This window comes from Sphingobacteriales bacterium, from assembly GCA_016699615.1.
In the GTDB taxonomy this organism is placed as follows: domain Bacteria; phylum Bacteroidota; class Bacteroidia; order Chitinophagales; family JADIYW01; genus JADJSS01.
The window spans coordinates 692,255-718,755 of sequence record CP064984.1 but is presented as its reverse complement, the minus strand read 5'-3'; the positions used below and the strand labels follow the sequence as shown (position 1 = coordinate 718,755).

Here is a 26,501-nt window from a genome sequence, read left to right as displayed (position 1 = left end):
CTAATTATTTTCTACAATTTTGATTTCTTCATCTGTTAACTCATACAATTTATACACCATTGTATCTATTTCTTTGTCGGTTTGGTTGATGGTTTGTTGTATGTTGTTGGCTTTGGTTTGTTCGGTTTCAAAGTATTGTAGCAGTTCTGCTTTTTCTGAAAGAGTTAGTTTTATTTTTTGCTTTTCCAGTTCTTTACAAAAATCTTTAAAACTCAATTCGTTCCAATTATTGAGTTTGGTGTTGATGTTGATTGTTGAATATTGACTTTGCAACAACTTTACAACATTGCTTTTTATGGTTTGCAGTTCTTTGTTTTTTTGCAACATCGTTTCTGCTTTTTCTATAAATGGTTGTTGGTCGGAAAGTGAGATATTTGGAATTGGTAATTGTTCAATATAAATGGTAAAACTTCTAATACCAGTACTACCTAATTGAGCAGAAATTGATTTATAATAATAATTTATCAATTTTGAATTTAAAACTGAAAGCAAATAACAACTATCAGTTGTTAGAAAATAAGCTGTATTTGCAACAATGTAATCTTCCTCTAAAATAACAAAACTAAGTTTCTGTGAAATATCAGGATATACTATTTTCTTTTTAGCAAACTCATTAACATATGCACAATTTCTCAAATTATATGGTGTTTCACCTTTGTCATATCTGTTTTCAAGATTATTCCAATATTTATCTAAGTGTTTTTTAATAGCTGGATAATCTTCAATTTTTATTCTTTCTTTATATTCATTACCAACCTTATAACCATTGTGAAAATTAATTAACCATAAATCAGAATAATCAGTAATGTATGCTTTAATATCTTTGCCTCTAAGTATTGGTTTTATAATTTTGATGCTATTTGCATCTTCTTTTATTAATTGTTCTTTAGTTTGTTTGTCAATAACAAATGCTTCATTGTATCCAGTTTTTATACCTAAATATATCTTTAAATTCCAATCTTTTAAAGGTGTACCTAATTTTTCTATTTGTTGTTTAATATTTCTTTCTGATAAATTATAGATTGTCCATATTTCATCTTTTTTAGGATTAATTTCTATTTTTTGATTTTCATAAATTGAAAAATCCAAAAAATAATTTTCATTTGTAATATCAATTGCATTAAATGAACTCTTGTAATCATTTTTACTAAAAATTAGAATATTAGAATCAACTGTTGCACTATCAAAAATCCCAGCACCTAAATCAATTATTAAAATAGGTTGTGTGTATTCTGTTATGTATTTTCTTAGTGATTTTCCATAATTTGAACGCATCCATTTATTAGAAGTAATAAAACCTAAAATTCCATTTTCTTTTAAAATGATATTTCCTTTTTCATAAAACATACAATATAAATCACCAGTTTTTTCAAAAGTATTATATCCTAAGCCTTGTAAACTTTCAGATATTTCTTTTATTGATTGTAATTGTACATATGGTGGATTTCCAATCACTACATCAAAGCCTCCACGCTCAAATATTTTTGGAAATTCCTTTTGCCAGTCAAATGCTTTTTCTCCTGCTATTGTTGCATCATCTATTAAACTGTTACCGCATTTTATATTGTTGTTTAAGCTGTTTAGTTTTCGTCCTTTCCGTGCAGTACGCAACCACAAACTCAACCGTGCAATCTCTACACTTTCATCATTCAAATCCACACCAAAAATATTGTTTTCTAATATTTCTATTTCGTGGTCAGGTAATACAAAACTATGTCCTAACAGTTGCGCTCTTAGTTCGTCAATACCTTTGTGTTCCTGTATCAAAAAATCTAATGCTTGGTTTAAAAATGCACCACTACCACACGCTGGGTCAACTATTGTAATTTGCAGTAACCAGTTTTGGTAGGTATCTAAAGTTTGTAATAGTTCTTTCTTTTTTGCTTTGCGTTTGTCAGGTGTATAGTTGTCGGCAATAATTCCGTATTCATTTCGCTTTTCGGTACACAACGCACCAACAGTATTTTCTACAATATATTTTGTAATGTATTTTGGTGTGTAAAAAACACCGTCTTTTTTGCGTTTGGTTTTAGTTTTGTCAATTGCTGTTCCGTCTAATTCAGCTTGTATTTCTTCAATATCATTTAACGAATGTTCAAAGATGTGACCGAGTATATTTACATCAACATCTGTTTCATAATCATATTTAGAAAGTATAGGAACATAGTTTTGTAAAAGATTATCGGAAATTTTTATGGTATCTAAAATTTCATCGTTGGCAAACAAACCACCATTGTAACCAAACACTTCGTATTTCTCATTTTTTAAACCGTTGTTTAAGTAAGTAAAATGTTTTTTAAAACGTTCGTATAATGGCTGGTAAGCATCGAGTTTTTTAAGGTTTTCAAATTCATCTAAAATTGTTTGAATGGTGTTTGCTTGTAACAAACCTCTATCTTCTGCAAACAAAATAAACAAAATTCTATCTAATAATTTTTGAGATTTTTTGAATAAAATAAGTTTGTCGTATTGTGGATTAAGTTGTACAATATCGGTAAACAATTTGCGTTTAAAATCTGAATAATCTTTGTATAATTGTTTTGTAATATCTTGTTCTTTTACCGTTGATTTTTGTTTTATAATGGCTGGTAAATCCGAAAAAATATTATCAATATGCAAACACAAATACAATAACGTAAATTCATTTTCAGTAAGTGTAAACAAATTAAACTCTTCAAAATCTATTGCATTATCAATGTAGAAACGCAACTTTTCAAAGTTGGAAATGATAACGTATTTACATTCTTTTTGATTGTTTTTATAACCAAATGCTTGTGGTGCAACGGTTGCTAAATCAGTAGTGTTTGTGCCTTTTAGTTCGATAACTGCAATTGCATTGCTATCTTTCAAAATTGCACCGTCTGCTTTTTTGCTGTTAGTTTCGTTTTTTTGTTCGGTTTGTAAATTAAAATTTGGTTGTGGATTTTTTGTATAACCTAAAACATTTACAAATAAATCTATCAAAAATTCGCCTTGATATTGTTCTTCTTTGCTATCTCTAATATGTTGCTGAATAGTAGCATTGTGAAAATGTGCTTTAAACTTTTGGTAAGCATTTTCCACTTTCGTTTTATCGAGTTGCTTTAAATATTGATTGAGAACGGATTTCTGAAATAATGACATTTGGCTAAAATACGAAAGAAAGTAATAAGTAGAAAGTAATAAGTAATAAGAATTTTCTATAACTTTGTACTTGCCAGTTAGAGACTTTGGATAGCTTTATAAGCTATGACCTTTGTTCGCATGACTGGTATTTTTATTTTTAAAATTTTGTATCTTTGCACTACGGAGCCGATACGAAAGTAGAAATACCTGATACTGCTTTGCAACACGGTGTATTAAACGGGACACAGAGGATGCACCACGACTGCATCCTCATTTTATTTTTAGAAATTTTGTACTTTTGTATTGTGTGCGACATAGACCGATTAATCGGCACTACTTAAACGCAAGTACGGAATAGGGTAATACTAATTGGAGTAGCTACTATTCAAAGAATAAACTACGACGGTAGTTTGTGCTGGAAAGGAATGAGTAATATCGTTCCTTTTTTTTATTCGCTTACCGTATCAATATTATTTAAGAGTTGTTGTAATTCAGTCGGCAAAGCATAATCACTTAATCTTAATTCACTTTCAATATCTATCCAGTCCATTACTTTAGAATCATAAACCAATGTATCAAAATCAGTTAGTATTTTGGTAGTAGTTGTTTTTTCTTTTTTGGGTGTGTTAAAACCGAAACGCTCAAACAATCGTATTCCTTTCATTGCAGTTAGAATATTATGTAAAGCAGAAACGTAAATCTTTGCTGGAATCTTAATTTTGTCGTCGCCTTTTTTTTCAGTAAAAATCTTACTACCGTATTTTATAACCTCCACTAAAACATCTTCATTATCTTTTACTTTTATTGCAAGTTGTACTTTTAGACTTGCTCTGTATTTTCCTTTTCGGTTGCAATAGTAAAGCCATTCATTTATCAAAATGTCGGCTGTTTCTTTGTCAGGTACTACTAAGTGAAAATGTGGATTGTATGTTTTATATTTTGGGTTGAAATTACATTCTAAGGCTTTAATACCTATTAGTTTTTTGCCAGTATTTCGTTTATTTCGTTGTTTGTATTTGTTTACTATCAAATTCAATCCTCTATTCATTGCTTTCATTAATGCACTTAATCGTTTTAGTGGTGCGCTGGTTATAGTTAGTGTTACAAAGTAGGGTTCTTTCCATTGGTTAAGAATAGGCAAATATTTGTTTATCATTTCGGCTTTGCGGTTTCCACTACACACAGTACAAATTCTGTTTTTGCAGTAGTAACCATAAATTCTATTTCCGTCGATGTAAATTTTGTTAAGGCAATAGTAAGTATTCCAATATTCTTTTACACTTTCCAGTTGTCCTTTTTTTGTTGCAACATCAATAAGACTTAGAACTACTTTTTGTGTTTTAATTTTGCGCTGGTAACGTGCAAAATTTACATCGTTATTTGAAACGTCCGTACCGTTGCCTTTTACAATGGCAATAGGTGTTTTGGCGTTTTTGGCTGGTTTAGTTGTACCGATTTGTGCTAATGTATGTACCACTTTGCTCATAAGAATTGCTGTTTAGGTGTGAATACTTACTTTCGTTTTTTTGATTGCAAATAGGTTTCTGCAATAATTGAAGTTTCTGCATAAGTTTTACGCTTACCAGTTTTTAGCCATTGGTCAATTTCAGATTTTAGAAATCTTAGCTTTTTTTGTCCTTTGTGGTGTGGAATCATACCAGTATGTACCCAGCCGTATGCGGTTGCCTTTGCTGGTTTATCAGGTAAGTATTCACATAATTGGTTTAGGTCAAACCATTGGTCTATTTCTGTTGTTGTTTGACTTACTTGGTTTGAGTGTTTCAGGTCAAGTGAAATAGATTCTATGTTGCTTAACCTTGCATCTATTGTTTCAAATGGATTGTTCATTTTGCTACTGTATTTATGTAGCAAAGATTATTTAGTGTAGAATAATAAACCGAGTGCAAGTGGTATGCAAGTGGTATGTATTTTAATACTTGTTATTGTAATTTGTTTGGAATGAAGTTATTATGTGTTCAGTGTCCTTTACTGCTTTTGTATTTTTCATACCACTTAGTAATCGTTTTGCACTTTTTAAATCGTTTAAACTCATTGTGTCAGTAGTTTTATTGCCTGATAAAACAGTAAGAGTACTTGGTTTGGTAATTCTTTTTTGAAGTAATTTATCAATACTTCTATTTTTTGAATGTTTTAATAAAATAGCACTTGCATTTTCTGTGGTTATTTGCTCACCAATTATACTATATGCAATTGCAATTTGTTTATTTGAGTAGTTATTACTTTCGGTTTCGGCTTTGTTGGCAATTGTTTTTTGTGGAGGTGGCAATACTTTTACCAATTCATTTATAAACTCAATTTCACCAGCAAGCCATTTTTTCAAAATGTTTAAATATCTATGTTTTTCATTTGCAGTATCATCATTCAAAATGGTATCGCATTCTAAAATTCTACTTTCAATTAGCAAATCAATTTGTACTTTATTTGTATCATTCAGTAAACCTTTTTTATAAAGTGTTGCACCATTTATTTCAGTAAGTAATTTTTTGGTTCTGTTAATCAATAATTCTAAAAGACTATCTTTTGTGTGTATATTAACTTTAGTTCGGTTTAGGTATTTATTGGTTTCAGTTTTGTTTGTAAATAATGGAATAGATTTATAACTTTCCTTTAAATGCTGAAAGTATATTAAGTCAAAAGGAAATGTTTTATACCATTGTTCATAGTAGAATACAATCAGTTTAAAATCAAAATCTTTGTCCTCATCTTTTGTAAAATATGAATCTAAATAACTTAAAATTATACGTTTCCTTTTTAACTCTTCACCAGTACATTTTAGATTGTTTGTATACCTTTTTATGTAGTCAAAATAACTGCTTAAATAAAATGGATTTCCACAATTAGCATCAGGAAACGTACCAAAACTACAAATTGTATATTCAATGTAATCTGTGATTTCTTTATACCAATTTTCACTTTCTATATTGTTGTAAATATGTTGTGTGGTGAAAATAAATTTATTAGTTGTTATCAAAGCCAAATTTTCCATTTTGGATTTATTAAACTAATCCTTATTTAGTAGGTTTTTATGATGTTCACAGCAATTAGGAAAAATATTAAATTGTTCTGTTGCTTGTCTTAAAATATTTGCGTGTTGTTTCTTGCATTTTTTACAATTATTATAATCGTGTTTAATTCCTTTTGTTGGTTGTGTTTCAAAAGGTTCTCTTAAATTCCTTACTGATAATTGATAAATTACTGGTTTATCACAAAAGTTTATAGTTTCTATATTCTCAATAAAAAGTGTTTCATGTATAGTAGTTATCATTTTACAATAAAATTTTCATAATTATAAATCCAGTATAATTTTTTCAGACGCTTCACGTTTAGATTTGTCCATAACCTTAGCATAAATTTGAGTTGTCTTTAGTTCTCGGTGTCCTAACATTTTTGAAACAGTATAAATATCCGTTCCGTTACTAAGTTGTAATGTAGCAAATGTATGTCTAAAACAATGAAACGTTATATCTTTTGTTATTCCAGCTTTTGCAATCCATTGGTATAAATATTTGTTGTTTAATGCTGAATATGTTAAACCCTCAAATACTTTATTGTTTGGTTCTTTTGGTTCACCTAATAAACTATATGCTTGTTCAGAAATTGGCATTACTTCAAAACCTTGTGTTTTCTTTTGTTTGAAATGAATAAAGTAACCTTGACCTTTTATAAACTCAATTTCACTCCAAAGTAGTTTTTCAATATCTGAAAACCGCAAACCAGTTAGTGCAGAAAACAATGAAGCTGTTTTAAATAATGGTATTGTGCAATCTGTTTTTACAAGTTTATTTAGTTCCTCCACAGTTAGAAAATTTCGTTGTGTTTCAGCTTGTTTTGTAGATGCAATTCGTGAGTTTAAATCAGTTTTCAGATATCCGTCTTTGTACGCTTGTTTTAGAGTTGCCTTTAATTTATTAAAATATGAAACTGCTGAATTTTGTGAAAGTTTAGTTATTGTACTTTTTTCTTTTTTGGTTGTTAATAGAAAATCTTTGAAATCTGAACAAAACTTTTCGTTTATGTTTTCAAATTTCACATCACCTTTTGAAAATTCTTTGAAGTATTTTAATGCAGAAATCCAATTATCAAAATTCGATGCTTTTCTTTTGTTGGCTAAACTTTCAAAGTATGCAACAAAAGAGGTTTCACCAAATTCTTTAATTCTTAGTTGCTCTTTTTCAAAACCAGTATATATTTCAGGTTTGTTTAATGAGTTATCTCTTTGTTGTCTAATTTGTTCAGCTATTTGCTGGTTTGTTTTGTTGTGTTCTTTGTCAAATGGTGTTTTAGCTTTGTCAAATAAATACAATCCTAAAAATTCACGTCTTGTTAGTTCACCAGTTTTAGAATTTGGAATCGCTGGATAGAAATCTAAATATAGACTTTGTCTATTTCCTGATATTGGTTTTTGTCTTAGTTTTACTTTTATAGTCATTTCTTGTGAAATTAGTTTTTAACTCAATACTCTTTTCATTTCAGTTCTATTTACAAATACATAAACACCACGCTTTTCAGTTTCAATGTTGTTTCGTTTTATAATTGCCGATAAACCATTGTAAGAAATATTAAACTCCTTTTCAATTTCTATAATATTAACCATTTCAATAGTTGTGTTTGATTCATTCATTTTGGTTTTAGGGTTTTCAAATAATTGGTCAATATCTACACGTCTAATCAATGTCTTTTTGCTAAGTAAATTAACTGCTTTTATATTTCCAGTATTGATGATATTGTAGATAGTTTGACGTGAACAATTTAATAGTTTAGATAATTCAGTAACACTTAGAAATTCTTTATGCTTTATTAGTTCTAAACTGGTTGCGTTTACTTTAGGTTGAAAAGCCAAACTGTTTGTAAGTTGTAATTCTGCTTCACCTTTTTTAGCAAGTTTTGCTCTTAGTTTATAGTTGCGTTGACTGCATTGATGTTTACAAAATTTAGTTGATACTTTTTGCGCTTCAAAAACAGTTCCACAATGCTGGCAAACTTTCTTAATTCTAAATGTTGAACTACTCATTTCACTTTGTTATTTGTCCATTTTGTACTAAAGTGTACTTTTTTGTATTGTTTTGTCAATTTATTTCGCTTTTTAAGGTACAAAAATGTAAAATTTGTACCTCAATATGGTTCAAGGTACAACAAAGGTACAAATTAAACCAAAACAAAGGTATAATAACCAGTAATAAATATGAAATTTAATACAATCTAAAATGCTTATTTACAATACATTATAGTTGTTTATTGTGTAGTTGTTAAAAGGTTGTTTTTGCGTGGTTACTTTCCGATGCAAAAAGTAACCTGTATTGATTATCAATTAGTTATGCAGATTGGGCAACAAATAGGCAACAAAAACTGTAAAATTGGTGGCAAATAAGAGAAAATGCCTTTGTTTTATTAGAACCTATCTACCAGCAAATATAAGCCTTTTTTCTTTGTTTTAGCCTTCAAATTGAGTTCTTGATACTTTGGTAGTTCGGAACAATAAAGTTTATCATAAGCCTTTGCAAAGCCGTTCTTGACCATTATTTCGTTTAAGGTGTTGCCTTTAGGCAATACCACATAAGCCAAAGTTCTGCCGTATGGGTCTTGCTCGTTGCCTACTTCTTGAATTAATGTAATCCGATTTCCAATTTTTGCCTTAGTTCTTAAAAATTCATAAGACTGGTGTGCAAGCTCTATCAAAAAACGCCCTGATAAATGGGTTTCTCTTTCGTCCTGCTTTAGTTTTTTGCAAGGTGTCAACTCTGGTGCATCAATTCCATAAAAACGAATTTCTTCCTCTTTATTTGAGATTATATTCTTTGCGATTATACCGTCACCATCTACAACTTTTACTATTTCGTAGTTGGTTTTGATTGTGGTCTGACACTTTACATCTAATTGCTTCATATTGCACTATTTAAGTAATTGATTAACAGCTATTTATGGCGTAAATTTACACTAAATTTTTAACATAAAAAAAGCGTATCATTATGGCAAGACAGAAAGGACATATTAAATATGTTGGGACGTTAGGTGAAGTTCGTCACTTCAAAATTAAAGGGAATGATGGTTACTTTGCAGGTCTAAAAGGCGGTCCATCTTCAGAACAGATTGCATCTGATCCAGCCTTTGTTCGTACTCGTGAGAATATGAACGAATTTGGAGGAAGTGCAATTGCAGGTAAATCCCTAAGAACAAGTATTGCAGGTTTAATTCGTAATAATGGCGATAGCCAAGTTACAGGAAGGATAACCGCAATAATGAAAAGAATCAATTTGGAAGATGGTTCGGAGGCAAGAGGGCAAAGAGCAATTTTGGTAACTGTTGCACCTCAGTACTTAGAAGGGTTTGAGTTTAACAAATTCAATTCTCTAAATGGTGCTTTTAATGCTCCTTATACTATTACTCCAACAGCTGCAAGAGATAGTTCAACTTTGGATATACCTTCTTTTAATCCTTTGGATAGAATGTATGTTCCTGCTGGAGCTACTCATTTCAAAATCATCAATGCTATTTCTGTTTTGTCTGACTTTGAATATAACAGTACTACAGGAGTTTATGAGCCAAAAGACGGTGTTACAAACGGATTAACAGATGTACAAGATTCAGGTTATCTTCCTGTAAATGCTTCAACTGGTTTAATTAGTGTTGTAAGTACTTTGCCGGGTTCTCCTACTATTACTGCGGATGTATCAGTTGTGAATGTGTTGGCGGTAGAATTTTATCAGGAAGTAAACTCAAACTACTATTTATTTTCGCAAGGAAATGCAATGAAAGTAGCTAAGATATTCTAATTCTTCATCAGTGAATTAGACGATTTCGGAAAATCGGGAAAGCCTGCTCAAATCGAGTGGGCTTTTTTAGTTTGCACTTTTTTTCCTATAATGGTTAAATATGGTTTAAATAAGTGTGCCTAAACCATAAGTCAACCATAGGAAAGGGATTTTACCTTTTTTTGATGTATCGGTAAAAAATAGCTCTTTTTGCATCATTGATAAGTAGCAAGGTTTCTTTGTATTTTTTCTCCTGCTGCTCTAAAATTTCTAATGCCTTTACTGACTTTTTGAAACCTTTTAAATCTGTGCTGGCTTGCTCTAATCCAGTATTTATAGCTTGTTTACAATCGCCAATGGTAATGAATGGAATAACAGAACCTTTTAAAAAATATTCAAATGATTTTGCCTTCCATAATCCGAAACAAAGCGAGTAAAAAAACTGCTTATCTTCTTCGGTTTTGGCGGTTAAAACAAAGCAATTCGGGCAAGGCTCGGAAAGTGGTTTTCCGCTGTTGTTTCCTTTGCATAGGATGTAAAAATGTGGCTCATTTATTTGAGCTTTTGGGCTGTACGTTTTAAGTGAGAATTTTGCCATTTTGAGATGATTTTGTTTGCTCCCGAAATCCCCTCTGACAAAAAATTTTTTGACAAAGAAAAAAACGAAAAAAAAAGAAAGCCATCTCATCAGGTGGTGGAGATTGGACAAGCAAGGTTTTTGAGAAAAAAATACTACCCGATAGGGTGGAGATTTTTTTTTCAAAACCCGTAGGGCTTGACCTTGATGGGCCAATTGTAACCACCTACTTTTGCTGCCTTTTTTATTCTTTTTTGTTAAAACATCTCTTATAATTCTAATCTTAATTGATGCACCTTATTTTCAATTCCAATGGGGTAAACACTTCCAGAAAAAAATAAACTATACCTTATTTGTGCGTTGGCTTGGCGTGGCAAGTGTAGTAACTGAACGGAATGGAACGATTGCTTGGGTATGGAATGTAGCAATACTGTATGCTTTTGCAGGGTTGCAAACTTTGCAATCTTTACATTTCTGCAAAGTTTATTGGGTTGGGGAAAGCATACGGATTGCGTAATGGAATAGTGCGTTGGGTATCGTGGAATGGAGAGAAGGCACTACTCTTGCTGGCATATTAGGCTGTAGTGGGTGCTATGTAGAGAAACGGAATAGTACCTACTAAAAGCCGACACTAAATATCATAGTTTATTTTTTTTCTGACCGCTGAAAGGGTGGTGGGGAATTGTGGTACTTAGGTTGGGTGCGGTTGGTTAAAACACGGCTACGATACCAAAAAATATTTGCGTTGGGTTTTGCGTTGGGGAATATTTTTTTGGTAGCGTCTATGGTGCTGGATACTTAACATAATGTTATTATAGGACAGACTGTGCGTTTGGGTGCTTGCACAAGCAGGGGAAAAGGCTGTACTATAATGCCACATTATGTTAATGTAGCTTCCGACATTTTTAATACTGGCATAAGCGGAACGGTGGTGGAGGTTGGAGTGTAGCGGCTTTTTGTTTGGGCTGTGGAGGGTTGGCAACAGCTCTTTGCTTTTTTAGTTTATACCGCTAAAAAATATATGCTTTAAACAAAAAAGCAATGTGCTGTATAGCGTTGGGAACAGCCCACACAAAAAGTATGACAGTTTAAAAATGGCGGCAGTACCATAGTATGCACTGAAGCGTTGGCATTGTGCGTTGGCAGTGCATAAGCCGTGTTTTGTGCGTTGGCTGGGTGGGACTTAAATACGCCTAATAACTTAGGATTTTGTGTAAAAACTAATAGGATTTTCTAACTGACTATTTTGAAAATCTCTAAAGTATGCAATAGTGGAAACTGTTTCATTTGAAATCCTAAGATCTTCTTTTAATTCTGATGATTGCGTAGCAATAACTTCATTTAGTTTATCAAAAACAACCTTAAAGTCGTATACACTTTTATCTGATTCTACTATGTTACTATCTTTTGTCATATCGTAATGATTTTTAGACCTGTTTGAGCTTCTATTTGCAAGCGTGCTTGACTAATATTATTTGAAACTTTGCATTTAGGACATACAAATATATCATTTTGTGGGTAAAGTATCTTGGTTTTATCTACTGGAATATCAGATTTAAGTCTCGCTTGTATTTCATAAGGCGTATGGCATCTTGGACATTGATAATTCACAATTATATTTGTTGGCTTATTATCTTTTACTGCATCTACAGGTGGTGATGCAAACCTCATTATTTGAGTATCAACAGTTTCAAAGATTTTATAAATATTAGTACTTTCTAAACTTATTTGTAAAAGAGTATAATACCTTGTAATCGCATCATTTAGTTCTTTATGAAGTTCATAATTATTGATTTTTAAGCCCATCTGCTCTAAATCAAGAATTTTAACTGACCTACCGTGAGTTAACCAATCAGAATGTTTGCAAAGCTGATTAGCAATAGCTGATGCTTGTGCCTTTTTTTCATCAGGGGTAACTGGCAAGCCTGTTGAACTGTGTTTAACCCATTTAGCGAATTTGTATTTAAACAACCATTCTCTAACTAATGTTTTTGAAAAATTCTGGGCATTTTCACAATTTTGGATTTCGCCTGGTGATATGTTCTGCAAAATTGGAATATATGCAGGATTTAGTCTGCCAGATGTAATTACCTCTTTTTTAATTTTCTCTAAGCCTTCAAGAAAGGCATCAGCTGAAAAACGCTTATTGTTATTCATAATTTGTGCATCAATTGGTCCCAAAGATGAGCTTGGTGACATTAGAATTTCATCACCTGCCATTGCAAAAATAGTACCTGCACTCTTAGCCGTTCCGGGAATTATAATGCCAACATCATTATATTTTGCTCTCATCAACTTAACCAAATCCTCCACAACTTCACCAACACCACCTGGAGTTTCTATAATTATATCAATTGCAGTACCCTTTAAGTTAGCAATCTGGTCTTTGAATGGTTGAATATCTGAGAAATCAATCGAAATAGGTGCATTTTGACGATTTTGCAAATCACTTGCATAAACTAAAATATCTCTATCGCCTCTTAATGAGGATATAATTTTCAATTGTTTTTTTCTTTCACGACTAAGCTCGTCAAATGATAAATTCTTATTTAAGTATTCCGAGTATATTCCCATAATTGATTTTTTTTATTGCAAAATTAACTTGATAGTGATAACATAAACATTGAAAAAGCTAAAAAAGCCATACTGCCAATTATAACCAACCAACTGAATGGTTCTGTGTGATTGGGTGAAAACATTAAAGACAGCATACAGCTGAACGAAAACCGAAGGTTTCGTTCTATTCTTTGTAATGGTGTATGTCTGCTTTTGCTTGCCATATTATTACAAAACTTGTTTTATTAAACTCATTATGTATTCTAAATCATTGTCGTTTTCTATTTGGATTTGATAATCACCATTTCCTCTATGCCCAATATTTGAAACATCTTTTACTAATCCTTTTGGGTCATCAAGACTTCCTATTTTGGCATTAATGAATATTTTCAATGACTTCTTTTGAATTTCAATATCTGAAATGTTTGAACCTTTCTTAAAAGCTATATAATACTTCTGTGGTAATATTTCTATGCCATCTGTAAGGTTGAGTATTGAAGATTTAAACTTCTCGTATAACTCTATAATGTAATCTGAACCATTGCTGAAATGGTCTTCTTCTGTGTAAACTTTGATGTTCTCTTTTACTTCTTTTAGACTATCGCTATTTTCCAACAATGGTTTGATACTTGGAGCACCACTACTTTTCTTAATTGTATTGATACTAATAGTATTATTTTCAAATTGCTTAATCTCCCATAATTCAATACCAAAGTCTTTGAAATCGCTTGCAGATATTTGGTTATCGGTAAAACTTGGAGAAACAAAAGCAACTCTTGACTGAGACCAATCAACATCTTTACTATGTAAAACATCTCTTAATGTTTCGTTGTATGTCAAGATAAACTCTGCCTTATTCTGGAGCATTAAATTTAAGTAGGTTAAACCTTGGTCAACTACACTGTAATTTTTATCTCTCTTGTATTCAATAATAATAAAAGCATTTGTTTCCTTATCATAAGCAAGGGTATCAATACGCTTATTTTTAATTGTAAATTCAGATTTGACAAACAACAAACCCATAATGTTCTGAAGGTTACTTTCAAAAATTGATTGTATTTCACGTTCAAGTTTAAAGGGCTTTTCTTTAACCTGTACTAATTTATTTCCTGTGTTGTTATATATAATCATTTTGATAGTTGTTATGTAAATATTGTTTTGTAGCGTTCTGACCTTAGTTGAAATGCTTTTTCGCTTCCTTCCATTACATCACAAATTTCTTTTTTAATGGCACTGTTTTCTACTGTTCCCGAATGAAGGACTTTAATGTCAGTAGTTGTTGAATCCATTGATAGAATGTATTCAGCATCACCATTTACTGGAATATTAGCATTATGAGTAACTACTATAATTTGCCGTTTCTCTTTTGCTTTCTTTAAGCCCTTTACAACTAAGTCATAAACTAACCTGTTATCAAGGTCATCTTCGGGTTGGTCGAGCAATAACGGAATGTCGCCAAACGAAAGAAGAAAGGTTAAAATAGCTGCTGTTTTTTGACCTGCTGATGCAGTTGATAATGGCTTGAAACCTGACGAACCTTCAGGTTTGTATTTTACGATAATCTCATCTTCGGGCATAAATAGCTCAATACTATCTATCTGACTTGGGCTTAATTTCCGTAGTGCATTTTTGAAGTGACCGCCAAAATGTTCTGATGATATATCGCTGTAGTGAGCATCTAAAATAGCCTTTTTACAATCTTTTATTTTATTCTCAACTATGCCAGTAAAACATAAGGTTTTTAATTTTTCAATATCGTCACCAAATGAAGAATCATTACTCATTATGGATCTTATCTGACTTTCAAAATCATCTTGATTTCTAAAACCTTTTATTTCAATTTTTATATTAGCGTCCGTAATATGGTCTGAAATGAAGGTAGAACGAATGTCTGTAACTTCTTTACTAACATAAACATAGTCCTTTAGAAGCTTACTACATTGGATATTGATTTCAGTAATTTCTTTTTCAATAGCCTCTATCGCCTTTAATTCTTGTTGTTTATCAAGTACAACACCTTTTAACTGTTGATATTTAGATAGTGCCTCTATTTCAGATGCAGATAGTTCTTTTTTCTTGTCTTCTATTTCGGTAAGAAGTAAGCTAAGTGCTTTCTGCCAGTCAGAATTTTGAATGGCTAAATCGAATGTTGATTTTACTTTGGCAACCTCTAAAATTATTTTATCTAATTCCTTTTCCTGCTGAACTATTGATTGAGTAGCAATTTTTATTAAACTTTCTATTTCTTCTCTGTGTGAATCTTGAATATTTTCAGTATCAAAAGGTGGAATTGTAAAACTTTCCTTAACCTGCTCCAAGGCTAATTTTAGGTCGTCAATTGTTTCAGTGAATGATTTAATTGGTTTGCGGTCTTCAACAAATAAATCGGTGCTTTTAATGGTGGTGGTTATGCCTGATTTATCTATGGCTTTGAGAGTATTGTTAATATCCTCTAAGTCAGTTTTAATTTTAGTTTTACCGCCAATTGCTCCTTGTTTTGTTCGTAGGCTCGTTCTTGCTTCTAAAAATTCATTAGCAATTTTACTCTTTCGCTCCAATACATCTTGTAACACAGGAATAGCGTTATCAATCCTTTCACGTAAAGCATTTGGGTTTTTTGCTATCTCATAAATTTGTTTTTGTGAGTACTGCTCAAATTCAAATATTTCTAAAAGGTCCTTATCATCATCTTTTACTAAAACCCAAGAACCTTCAAGCCATTTAAAGACTGCTATTAATTGACTTGAAGCGGAATTTATTTTACTTGCTACGATTTTATATAGTACCTCTTTACGGACTATTTCTATTTCAACAATTGATGTGTCTGGGTTGAAAATACCTATTGTTTCCTTTTTGTGAGATGTATCTGCTTTTTTATAAAATAAGTTTTGTTCTCTTAAAAGGTCTTCAAAATCTGCAAGATTAACTGCTCTATTGAAAACACCTCTAATGAACCTTAAAATACTTGACTTTCCGCTACCTCTACCACCAATAATTGCATTCAGTTGGGGGTTAAAGTCAATTTCTAAATCTTGTTTTGTAGTTAAATTAGTACCAGTTACTTTGAGGCTTTTAAACCAAATATCAGGTTGTTTATTGGGGTCATTTTCTTTAATATCAAAATCATTTATTACTCTATGCTCGGGAAGTAGAAATGCTTGTCTTAAACCTTCTAATGAAGGTGTTTCATCCATTTTTATCCAAGTGAAACGAGAGCCAATGCCCCAAAGACCGTGTTTAGAATCGCCTACCTTATGTGGGTTGTCTGAAAATGTTAGGATAGAGATATTTTTTGCTTTAGCTAAATCAACTGGTTTTTTCCAAGCTACTTCATCAATGGTACTTTTTGTATTGCCATAATATTGTACTAATTGACTATGAAAATCGACAGGTATATCATTTTCATAAAAAGCCTTATGAACGACTTGAACTGCTGTAATATCAGGACGCTCATAAAAATCAATTAAATTTTGATGACTTAAATTAAATATTCCAGAAAACTCATCTATATGGGCAGGAATAACTAAAGCATTACATTTATCTCTTACAATATTAGCAACCTCCACAACTGATTTATTTGTTGAAGCCAATTGATCGCCATATACAGAGTGTTCTATATCACATTTGCTTAAAAAACTTTTGACTTCTTCTTCTCCTTTAGATGGGTCAAATAAAATTAATAAATGAATTTTTGTTGAATCGCAAGTAATTTCTACTCCAGGGAATATGGTAAGCGGTTTATCTTTTGCAGCTGCTTGAATTTCTTTTATACCTAAAGGTGTATTATGGTCTGTAACTGCTACACAATGCAAACCTTGTTCAATAGCTCTATCAACCCATTGTTCGGGTGTAACTTCTCTATCAGCAAAACATTCACTTGCTGTTGTGTGTAAATGCAGGTCACATTTGTACCATTTTGAGCCTTTAAAATCTATCATATTCTACCCTTTAAACTTTGTTGCTAAATAATTCATAGATACTGTTCTGCTTACTTCGTTATGCGGTAATATTAAATACACCCACTTTTTACCTTGATTTTCTGCTGTGTATTCAGAAGCGTATTTACAGAAGCGTTCTGCGGCTACTTTTTTGGCCAATACGGTTTCTTCTTCGGTTTGGTCGGAACGCTTGACTTCAAGCATATAAATGGTGTTTTCTGTTTCTACAATAAAGTCAGGTTCATATCTTTTTGAATTGTTATCCCAATAAACTCTAAATTGGTTGGGAGCTGGTCTTAACCACTTGATTACTGATGCATCATTTTCTAATACAAAGGCTAAATCTTGTTCGGCTTTACTATCAAACTTGTATTCAAAATGACAGGCTTTTTCAAAACCTCTAAACACGTATTTAGGAATCATATTAGTAGGACTTACTATATCTCGATAGTCTTTGTAGCCTGCGTTTACCAATGATGAAAAACTCCATTGCTCTATGCGAATAAAAGGAAACACTCTTGGGGCAACATAATCTGCTGAATGCAACTGAAAGTGCTGCTTCATTTGATTGTAAACCTTTTCCGCTATGGCTGCTTTGAATTGGAAGATTGCCGAAGGCAATTCTTCTTCGTTGCTTATATTGGCTTTGATAGCTTCGTAGGCTTGGGTTGCTAAATGATAAAGCAACTCTGCATTTTCATCATAATCAATTTCTGGGTAATCAATCAATTCTGCAATGATGAGTTTGATAGGATTGCCATACGAACCGCTTGATTTTGCTTTTAGGGTTTCTACTTGCTTGTCTTTTAAACCCATTCGGATAATTTCTTGCTCTAAGGCTTGAAAATTGAATCCTGTAATGTCTAAATCAAATTGTTTGAACTCTGCTCTGGTTTCGCCTTGCACCAAGTCCATACGTGGTATTTCAATGATATTCTTTTTGTATTCAGTTACCATTGTATCATACACCTCTTTGGCTTCTGCTACAATTTGAGCTGCAAATAAATTACCTTGCCCTTCTGATAGGTTTTTCTCTACTTGCCGTATTACTTTTCGTTTTACCTCCTCTTTGCTTAAATCTTCTACTCGTCTAACTTCGGGTAAACTTCCAAAATCAGGAAGTACATTGATTATTGCTTTTTTAGCATCTAAGTTGTTTTGTGCCTTTTGCTTGTCTTGTGGGTTGACAATGACATTGATTTTCTCCTGCTCCTTTACAAAAGTTTGCTCCATTACTGGCTGAGAGGTAACCACTACGGTTTTGGTAGATAAATCTTCTTCGGCTATTTCTACAAAACTCATTTTGTTTAATACCGAGTTAGGGTCTTGTGCTGCTTCAATAACAGCATTGAAGTTTTCGTGAGCTACTACCGTTAATTTATCAATTTTATCTACTCCCGTTCGTTTGCCCTCATAAGGTAATCTTAACCCTCTACCAATGGTTTGTTCTACTAAAATACCTGCATTGGCGGCACGAAGTGGCACAATGGTATAGAGGTTGGTCACATCCCAACCCTCTTTGAGCATATTTACGTGGATAACAATTTCTATTTCGTTATCTGGACTTTCTAAAGAAATAAACTGTTGCTCAATATCTTCCTCCTTTTTAGTGGATGAATCTATTTGTAAGACTTTGCCTTTGTACTGACCGTCATAAAATCCATCTGTATTGATGAGTTCGTAGATTTCTTTAGCGTGGGCTATGTCTTTACAAACCACCAAAATGAAAGGTTTTACCAATTTCACTTCGTTGTTTATGGAATAAATTTCCAGTTCGTTCTTTGTGTCTTGGTGTATGCTTATGGCATCTTCTAATTTGATGATTTCAACTTCACGATCACTTAAAGAGCCTTTTTGGAAATTCTTACGAGTGGCAATAGCCGGGTTCTTTACATACTTACCATCTGATAATGCTTGGGCTAAGGAATATTCAAAAACTATGTTTTTGAATTGTTTGCCTTTTTCATCAAATGGAGTTGCGGTCATTTCTATGCCTAAAATGGGCTTTAGCTCATTGATGGCATTTTTAGAAGCATCTGCGTGGTAGCGGTGTGCTTCGTCCATTAGAATAACTAAATCTTCTAAACCTGATAAGTATTCCCAATAGGATTGCCCTAAATACTCGGATAGTCTTTTGATTTTTGGAGCTAAAGAAACCCCACCTTGCTTTGTGCCTCTGTTGTCGGAATTGAACTTGGCAATATTGAAAATATTGATGCGAATTTCGGAATCTGAAAATAATGCACCTTGTTGTGCATAGTTGTCGCCTGTAATTACTACGGGTCTGTTGTGTACAAATTCTGATATACCATTGAACACATATTTATGATAAGCAGGATTGCCAAAATCTTCTATGAGTTTATCATAAATAGTTAAGTTAGGTGCTAAAATGAAAAAGTTTTTGACACCTTTTTGCAAGTATAAATAGGCTACAATAGCACCCATTAAACGGGTTTTACCTACCCCTGTGGCAATTGAAAAAGCAATAGAAACAAAATCTCTTTCAAAATCGGTGCAAGTAGGGAAATGAGCTTTTACCTTTTCTAATTCTGCTGCTAAATCGACTTCTTTTTTTAGCTCTAATTCTTGGCAAAGTTGAGCCACAATATCAAGTGAATCTTGAAGCGGTTCACGAAGTGATAAGCGTTGTTTTATATTATTGGCAATTGTATTCATATCCTAATTTTAAAATAATGAGGTTTGGTCGGCTGACTTATTTTTATCTCTAATGGCTTGTACACTGATTTCTTCAATAGTATCTTCTGCATCTTCATTGCTATCATCCACAGGCATATTTATAATATTCAAACTATAATCCTCTTTACCATATTCGCATCTGCCTAAAAGCATTAAAGGAATTTTTTTGATGGTGATGTTGCCAAACTTGCCTTTGCATTCTTTTTGGAAAGACTTACAACAAATTAGCAATGTTTCGCCTGGTTGCATTTCATCTTTAATGCTGTCTAAGGCTTCTACGGTAAGGAATTGGGTAGTAGTAAAAATAAAATCTTGCTCACTGCTTTGCCCTTGTTTCCAATAGGTACTTTCGTGAGGTTGGTATTTAAAACCCTCTTGCTTTGCCATTGCTGCTGCCAACATATCGGCATTGTACTCTTGGCTAATGACCCAATTGCCAAACTTATCTTGCTTTAATAAACTGGGTGCAAGGGTATAGAATTTGAAACCACCTCCGCCTTGCCAGTTTACGGCTTTGCTGATACCGCCTTGGTCTGTTCCCTCTATAACTCTGTTTAGGCGAGGAACACAATGGGTGATTGAGTGATTACCTAATTCAACTCCAATGAAATTTCTGCCTAATTTAATTGCAGTGGCGGCAGTAGTTCCAGAACCAAGAAATGAATCTAAAACCAAGTCGTCTTTGCTTGTTGAAAGTTCTAATATCCTTTCAATTAAACTTTCAGGCTTTTTCCCATTAGGAAACTGGACATTACCCTCTTTTGTAAGATTATTTAAAGGGAAACCACTCCAATAAGTGCCTAACTTCTCACGTTTAAATAAAAATTTACCTCTTTTTTCACAAGAATCCTTCAACCAAATGACACGTCTAATAGTAGGGCTGATATACATATGCTCAACTCTTTGACCTTTATCCTTACCTGATTTAGGTATGTAGGAAGAAATAAGGACTTCATCATTTTCAAGTGCAATGAACTCATCCATTATGCGTGTCCTGATACTTGTTTGAGCATTTGTATCAGAGAAGATGTTTTCAAAATGTTCTGCATAAAGCTCTTCACGAGACAAACCAGTAGATTTTTGTAGTTGATTGATTGTGGTACGTTGTAAACCTTTATATTTTTTGACAATTATTTCATCACCTGAGCCATCATATACGATTCTTTGCTCTACAAAAGAACCAGGACTGATAATAACGCTTGTATACTTCCAACTTTTACCAGCTGCTTCCATATCATCTATCAAATCAAATAGATTTTCTTCTTCATATACATCATTGAATTTTTTAAAACCATTTGACGATTCATAAGATTTTGCATAAATCAGAATAAATTCAATATTCTTTTTTAATTTTTTATCCTCTCCGCCACCACTTGCTCCAGCTGTGTTTTTCATTTTAACAGCTACTTGATTTATGAAATTTTGTCTACCAAATATTTCATCCATCATAACTCTACAATAGGATATTTCATTATCATCCAACTGGACAAAAATTACCCCATCATTAGCTAAAAGTTTTTGTAATATTTTTAATCTTGAGTTCATCAAACTCAGCCATAGCGAATGTTCCACCCCATCATCATAATGCTCAAATGCTTGTCCCGTATTATAAGGCGGGTCAATGTAAATGCACTTTACTTTGCCTGCATAGTCTTGTTCGAGGGCTTTTAGGGCAAGTAGGTTGTCACCGTGTATGAGCATATTGGGGCTATTGGGGTCTCCATAGCTGTACTCTGGGTTTTCTATCAAGATACGAGGTTCAAGCTTAGGTTCTTCGCCTTTGCCTATCCAAGTGAGTTCGAGTTTTTGAAGTTGTTTTTTATTGCTCATTGGTATCAATTTCTATTTATGTCTTAAAATTTCTAAACGCTATACAAAACAGGTTTTTAGGCTGTTTTACAGGGGTTTATGATTTTCTATTTTCGTTTTCTATTTCGTTTCTATTTTTTTTAGCCAGCCAATATTTTCGGTAGGTTTTATCAGGCGTATGCTCTAAAATGCCCTTTTTGACCATTGTATAAACCTTTTTTCTAATGTCTTGAAGGGGAACATCTTCTAAACGTTTCTGAATATCTGCTACTTGACTATTGGGGTAACGATTTAAATCATCTTCAATAAGTGCTTCCAGTCTATGAGGTTCAATAACCTTTAGGGTTGGCTTGATATTGATTTTGGAACTTGAAATCAATTTTGGGTTGATTAAGTATTCCGTTCCCTTTTTTATTCCTCTCGTTATTAAAATACTCTTGTCTAAAAGTTTGCCTACAAATGATCTTAACCTTTCTTCGTCTGACAATTGGAGTTCTTTTGTTAGATTGGTTGTTAAAATCTTTTTATGCCGAGCTACAATACCTAAAACAATTAGCTCTTTTTGTGATAATGGGTAATTCTTTGCAATAAAATCAACAATTAGTAAGGCTTCATCATCCATTATTTTTGAATATTGAATGACGTTAGTGGTATTGAAATCTGAATTGATTATTGGAAAGGACTTTGAATCTCTACTTGCAATTTCGTAAATCAAATCGTAGCCACTGCCTTCACCTTCCATCAGTTTTAAGTCGTGAAAAACTCTTATAAGGTGCGGATTTCTTCTGCTTGTTGTATGCAGGATATTGTCTTTGGTGATGCCTAAAGGCAAGCCCCCTGGATTGGTTATTTCTAACCTATCAGGATAAACCTTAATAAAAATATCGCCTGCAATTGTAAAACTCTTATGTACTATGGCATTAATCAGTAATTCTCTTATTAAACGCTTATCGTAGTGAGGGATTTTATTTCTAAAAAAACCTTGTGGAAACTCATCAAAGTAAGTTAGTTCAACTGCTGTTTTTTCGATGTCAAGAATTAATTCTTTAGGATTTTTTGAATAGTCGAGCCAATCCTCTTTACGGACTTTCTTTTCTACTTCATCATAAACAATGTATTGCACCGTAATTGGATAAACCAATCTACTTCTCATTTGAGGAGTACCTAACCAAAGGACACCAATATTGGTAAGCGTATTGTTTTGAATTAAATTATAATGCTCTAAAATTTCAATCTCGCTTAATTCTTTTACAAATGGTTTTACCCTATCGGAATCTCTAATCTGAGAAACAAACCAATCAATATTATTTGATGGAATTTGATGTATATAATAATTACGGTTTTGCAGCTCCCATTGAAAAGCATCTTTTTCACTTGCTATTCTTAAAATATCTTCCCCTCTTGCAGCTTGACATTGGTCTCCTATACGGATGTAAATTTTACCATCTGAAGTTGTTGCTAAAGATTTTGAAGTTGGTAATACAGTAATTGAAAAGTACTCACCGCCATTAGAATGCTTTTCTACATCATTTAAAACAAAACCTACATTAAAGCACAAGGAACGTAACCTTGTTATGGTATTATTCATTTGTTCAATGGATATTGTTTGGCTATTAGGTGGCTCTTTTTCTTTATCTTCTACACCTATAATTAATTTACCACCTTGCGTATTAGCGAGGCAAACACAAGTAACAGCAAGGTCTTTGAAACCAGCATCACCAGTATTAATTTTTCTTAAACTCTTGTACTCTGTTATTGTGTTTTCTGTCTCCATATTAAATCATCTTCCATTTAATAGTGAATAATTCTGTAGTATTAATTTCTTGCTTTAACCGTCTTTCAATTTCGTCCAATAGGCTTTCCTTTCGGTCGTCTATGGTGTCTTGGGCTTCAAAAAGGTGTTGGCGTTTTTCACTTCGCTTCTTTTCTAAATCCTTAATAGCTCTTTGTGCTTTTACTTTGGCTTCCAGATTAAGCATTTTTTTAGCTTCTGCTTTTCTGAGTTTGATTTCAGCATCTAAGTCTTTGATTTCCTTGTCTAAACTCAATTTCATATCGTCTGCCCATTGGTCGAGTTTATCCATTTCGGTATCAAAAAAGTCTTTATTGCGATTAGCATTTTCTGAAATTACATTTTGAGTTTCGCTAAAAACAACTTGCTCTAAAGCCTTATTTATGTCATCTGGTGCATAAATGGTTTGCCTTTCGGCAGCTTGAATAGAAAAGAAACGCTGTGCAATATCATTATCAATAGTTTCTCCATTATCAGTGATGCAAGCAGTAATTAAAAAATCTTCAAACTCAAAAGAATTGATCTCTAAATGACTTACTTGTAACCAACCCGTTTGCCCTATGTATTTTTCGAGTGCAGTTACTTTGGTTGGGGTGTTGGTATAATCAAAGGTTAATTCCTTTGATGTTGTATTAAGTTGTTTGCAAGCACCCAAAATGGCTTTGGCTAATTTGTGACCTACACGATAAATATTAGTGTCATCGGGAACATCTATATCCGATTTACGTTGCCCTTGCTTGGGTTTTAAAATCATATATGGTCCTTGATGGATAGATTCATCAGGGAATGGATTTTTCTTTAATGTAAAGTATAGGTTGAATCATCAAACTGGGCTGAGCTGTTTAGATAGAATTTTGTGGTAGCCCATAATCGTTCTTCAAACCGATTTAGGTTTTCGGTACTTTCAAAAAGATTGCTTTTTAATTTTTCTCTAACTTCTTCGTCAAAATTTTCAATAAGTACTTTTCTCGTTTCTTGTACTTTTTCGGAAATATCGGGTTTGAGTTCTTTTTGTAGCTCGTCAAAAGCGGTTTGTATTTCTTCTGTAGTACGGCATTGCTGATATATAGATGCAATTCTTTTTTCAAAATCAACACCGTTGCCAATACTGCCTAAAACTTCATCAGAAGCCCCAAAAACACCATCAAACAAACGGAATTTTTGGTCTAATAATTCATAAACACGTTGGTCTGCTGCATTTGCTTTGTTTAGAAAATTAACTACTACAACATCAAATTTTTGACCGTAACGATGGCATCTACCAATTCGTTGCTCAATACGTTGAGGATTCCAAGGTAAGTCAAAATTAATGACCAAAGAACAAAATTGTAAATTGATTCCTTCTGCCGCTGCTTCTGTTGCTACCATTATTGTAGCTTCGTCTTTGAAATAATCAACAATAGCAGCTCTTTTATCCGCAGTTAATGAGCCGGTTAAAATATCAGTACCTTGATGCTTTTTTATATAGGCTGAATAAATTTCCTTAGATTTTGCATCTGTATTGCTACCATTGAATTTTACCACCTTGTCTGCATAACCTCTAGCTTCAAGTAGGTTGCAAATAAAATCCTGTGTTCTTCTTGACTCTGTGAAAATTAGGGCTTTTTGATTAGCACCCAAGGATTCCAACGCTTTAAAACCTCTCTCTAAGGCTGTAAAAAGTTGTTCTGCTTTTGAGTTTTTTCTAATGCGTTGAGCTAATGCCCGAAACTTTTCTAAATCGGCTAATTCACTTTTAACTTCTTCAATTTCTTCTTCTGTATAAACTACTTCCTCAAAATTATCTTCGGCTTCACTTTCATCTTCCTCTTCGTTTTCCCATTCGTCTTGAATTTCATCATAGGTTTCAAAATCAATGGTAATTTCATCTTCTACTTCAATAGCATTGTGGTTTGTAATGATGTTTTCCAAACGCTTGACTAAGGCATCTAAAGTGCCATAAATGGCATAAGTAGATGATGCTAAAAGTTTACGAAGGATTAAGGTCATTAATTGCCTTTGGCTGAAAGGCAAAGCATACAACTTCGGTCTTTGTAAATAGTCCGTTACCCAATTATAAAGCGTTGTTTCATCCTCATTGGGGAAATACTCCTGTACCAAAGGTTTACGCTCGGTGTATTTGATGTATTCTAAAACTTGCCTTCTTAAAGTACGTTTGCAAATAGGCTGTAAACGGTTTCTTAAATCTGTATAGTTTTCTTCATCTATATTTCTACTAAACTGACTTTTTAAAACTTTTTAAATCGCCAAAAATGTAGGGGTCAATTAGACTAACTAAACCGTATAACTCTAAAATAGAATTTTGCAAAGGTGTTGCAGTAAGCAACACTTTTTGGGCTATGGTCTAAGGCATCTTTGATGCCGTTGCCGATTTTATTTGAGGGTTTATAAACATTGCGTAAGCGATGTGCTTCGTCAATAATTACTAAATCCCACTTGATGTGTTTAAGATAAGGTGCTTTGTTTTTAGCAAAATGATACGAACAAATTATAATTGTATCTTCCTGATTGAAAGGATTTAGGTTGCCTTCTTTAATCGTGTTGTTAAATGACTTTGCTTCCATAATGACAGAAGGCAAATAGAATTTATCTGCTAATTCCCTGTTCCATTGCTTTCGCAAGTTAGAAGGAGCAATGATTAATAATTTTCTTTTTCTTTCAGCCCATTGCTGGGACAAAATAATGCCTGCCTCTATTGTTTTACCCAAACCTACTTCATCTGCCAATACAGCTCCTTTAGATAAAGGTGATTTAAAAGCAAAAAGTGCTGCTTCAACTTGATGTGGATTTAAATCAACTTGTGCATCTTGTAATGATGCAGTAAGTTTGCCAATATCATTGGCTGGTAACTGCCTTGTTAAATCATAGGCAAAATATTTAGCGTGGTATGGAGTAAGACTATTCACCTATAATGTTGTTTAATGCTATTCTTATTGCTTGTTCTGCTTGTGGTTCACTATCTACCAAATGAGCAACTTGGTCTGCTAACCATAAGGCTATTAGTTCATCTGAATTGATGTTGAATAAGTGAGCAAGTGCCAAAACGTGTTCACGTTTTGCGGTTTTTTCTCCTCTTTCAATTTTACTTACAAGGGCGGTATCAACATCTAATTCAGCTGCAATGTGCCGAAGAAGCATTTCTTTTTCCTCCCTTGTATTTCTAATTAAATCTCCGAACTTGTTCATTACTTTGTTTGTTTGAAATCAATTTGTTTATTATTGACAAATGTACAACAAACAAAAGAAAAACGTACAAA

At 32.8% G+C, this 26,501-nt stretch carries 18 protein-coding genes and 1 pseudogene; 1 reads left to right on the top strand and 18 read right to left on the bottom strand.

Annotated elements, in window-relative coordinates; translation table 11 throughout:
• The 8 genes from IPK18_03430 to IPK18_03395 all read right to left on the bottom strand — a co-directional run bounded on the left by IPK18_03430 (position 1) and on the right by IPK18_03395 (position 9,009).
• Positions 1-3,123: an N-6 DNA methylase gene (locus IPK18_03430; protein ID QQR98592.1), complete on the bottom strand. Its 3,123-nt coding sequence runs from the start codon at positions 3,121-3,123 to the stop codon at positions 1-3.
• Between the two features lie 430 nt (positions 3,124-3,553).
• A complete protein-coding gene (locus IPK18_03425; protein ID QQR98591.1) occupies positions 3,554-4,591 on the bottom strand; it encodes a protein rep in 1,038 nt (345 codons plus the stop codon).
• A 26-nt stretch (positions 4,592-4,617) separates the two neighbouring features.
• Complete coding sequence (locus IPK18_03420) at positions 4,618-4,953, bottom strand: helix-turn-helix domain-containing protein (protein QQR98590.1); 336 nt, start codon at positions 4,951-4,953, stop codon at positions 4,618-4,620.
• An 82-nt stretch (positions 4,954-5,035) separates the two neighbouring features.
• The gene (locus tag IPK18_03415) at positions 5,036-6,112 is read right to left on the bottom strand and encodes a hypothetical protein (protein ID QQR98589.1); all 1,077 of its coding nucleotides are present in this window, start codon (positions 6,110-6,112) and stop codon (positions 5,036-5,038) included.
• Between the two features lie 15 nt (positions 6,113-6,127).
• Positions 6,128-6,391, bottom strand: coding sequence for a hypothetical protein (locus tag IPK18_03410; GenBank protein QQR98588.1), 264 nt, complete (start codon positions 6,389-6,391; stop codon positions 6,128-6,130).
• A gap of 21 nt (positions 6,392-6,412) precedes the next feature.
• The gene (locus IPK18_03405) at positions 6,413-7,555 is read right to left on the bottom strand and encodes a site-specific integrase (protein ID QQR98587.1); all 1,143 of its coding nucleotides are present in this window, start codon (positions 7,553-7,555) and stop codon (positions 6,413-6,415) included.
• An 18-nt stretch (positions 7,556-7,573) separates the two neighbouring features.
• Positions 7,574-8,137 (bottom strand): helix-turn-helix domain-containing protein, encoded by a 564-nt coding sequence (locus IPK18_03400; protein QQR98586.1) that lies wholly within the window; start codon positions 8,135-8,137, stop codon positions 7,574-7,576.
• Positions 8,138-8,514: 377 nt separating this feature from the next.
• Positions 8,515-9,009 carry a thermonuclease family protein gene (locus tag IPK18_03395; protein ID QQR98585.1) on the bottom strand — a complete coding sequence of 165 codons (495 nt, stop codon included), beginning with the start codon at positions 9,007-9,009 and terminating at the stop codon, positions 8,515-8,517.
• 83 nt (positions 9,010-9,092) lie between these two features.
• Between IPK18_03395 and IPK18_03390 the strand changes: the two genes are divergently transcribed.
• Positions 9,093-9,896 carry a hypothetical protein gene (locus IPK18_03390; GenBank protein ID QQR98584.1) on the top strand — a complete coding sequence of 268 codons (804 nt, stop codon included), beginning with the start codon at positions 9,093-9,095 and terminating at the stop codon, positions 9,894-9,896.
• A 151-nt stretch (positions 9,897-10,047) separates the two neighbouring features.
• Here IPK18_03390 and IPK18_03385 read toward each other — a convergent pair whose 3' ends face one another.
• The 10 genes and pseudogenes from IPK18_03385 to IPK18_03340 form a co-directional block, all read right to left on the bottom strand.
• Positions 10,048-10,473, bottom strand: coding sequence for a hypothetical protein (locus IPK18_03385; protein QQR98583.1), 426 nt, complete (start codon positions 10,471-10,473; stop codon positions 10,048-10,050).
• Positions 10,474-11,653: 1,180 nt separating this feature from the next.
• Positions 11,654-11,866 (bottom strand): hypothetical protein, encoded by a 213-nt coding sequence (locus IPK18_03380; GenBank protein QQR98582.1) that lies wholly within the window; start codon positions 11,864-11,866, stop codon positions 11,654-11,656.
• Positions 11,863-13,026 (bottom strand): Clp protease ClpP, encoded by a 1,164-nt coding sequence (locus tag IPK18_03375; GenBank protein QQR98581.1) that lies wholly within the window; start codon positions 13,024-13,026, stop codon positions 11,863-11,865. The genes IPK18_03380 and IPK18_03375 overlap by 4 nt, the downstream gene beginning before the upstream one ends.
• A gap of 210 nt (positions 13,027-13,236) precedes the next feature.
• Complete coding sequence (locus IPK18_03370; protein ID QQR98580.1) at positions 13,237-14,139, bottom strand: hypothetical protein; 903 nt, start codon at positions 14,137-14,139, stop codon at positions 13,237-13,239.
• Between the two features lie 11 nt (positions 14,140-14,150).
• Positions 14,151-16,946: a PHP domain-containing protein gene (locus IPK18_03365; protein ID QQR98579.1), complete on the bottom strand. Its 2,796-nt coding sequence runs from the start codon at positions 16,944-16,946 to the stop codon at positions 14,151-14,153.
• 3 nt (positions 16,947-16,949) lie between these two features.
• Positions 16,950-19,622 carry a DEAD/DEAH box helicase family protein gene (locus IPK18_03360; GenBank protein ID QQR98578.1) on the bottom strand — a complete coding sequence of 891 codons (2,673 nt, stop codon included), beginning with the start codon at positions 19,620-19,622 and terminating at the stop codon, positions 16,950-16,952.
• A gap of 9 nt (positions 19,623-19,631) precedes the next feature.
• Positions 19,632-21,473, bottom strand: coding sequence for a site-specific DNA-methyltransferase (locus tag IPK18_03355; protein ID QQR98577.1), 1,842 nt, complete (start codon positions 21,471-21,473; stop codon positions 19,632-19,634).
• A 76-nt stretch (positions 21,474-21,549) separates the two neighbouring features.
• Positions 21,550-23,226: a putative DNA binding domain-containing protein gene (locus IPK18_03350; protein QQR98576.1), complete on the bottom strand. Its 1,677-nt coding sequence runs from the start codon at positions 23,224-23,226 to the stop codon at positions 21,550-21,552.
• Position 23,227: 1 nt separating this feature from the next.
• Positions 23,228-26,150 (bottom strand): annotated as a pseudogene (locus tag IPK18_03345) (DEAD/DEAH box helicase family protein).
• Positions 26,143-26,430 carry a helix-turn-helix transcriptional regulator gene (locus IPK18_03340; GenBank protein QQR98575.1) on the bottom strand — a complete coding sequence of 96 codons (288 nt, stop codon included), beginning with the start codon at positions 26,428-26,430 and terminating at the stop codon, positions 26,143-26,145. The pseudogene IPK18_03345 and the gene IPK18_03340 overlap by 8 nt, the downstream one beginning before the upstream one ends.
• Between the last annotated feature and the right edge of the window lie 71 nt (positions 26,431-26,501).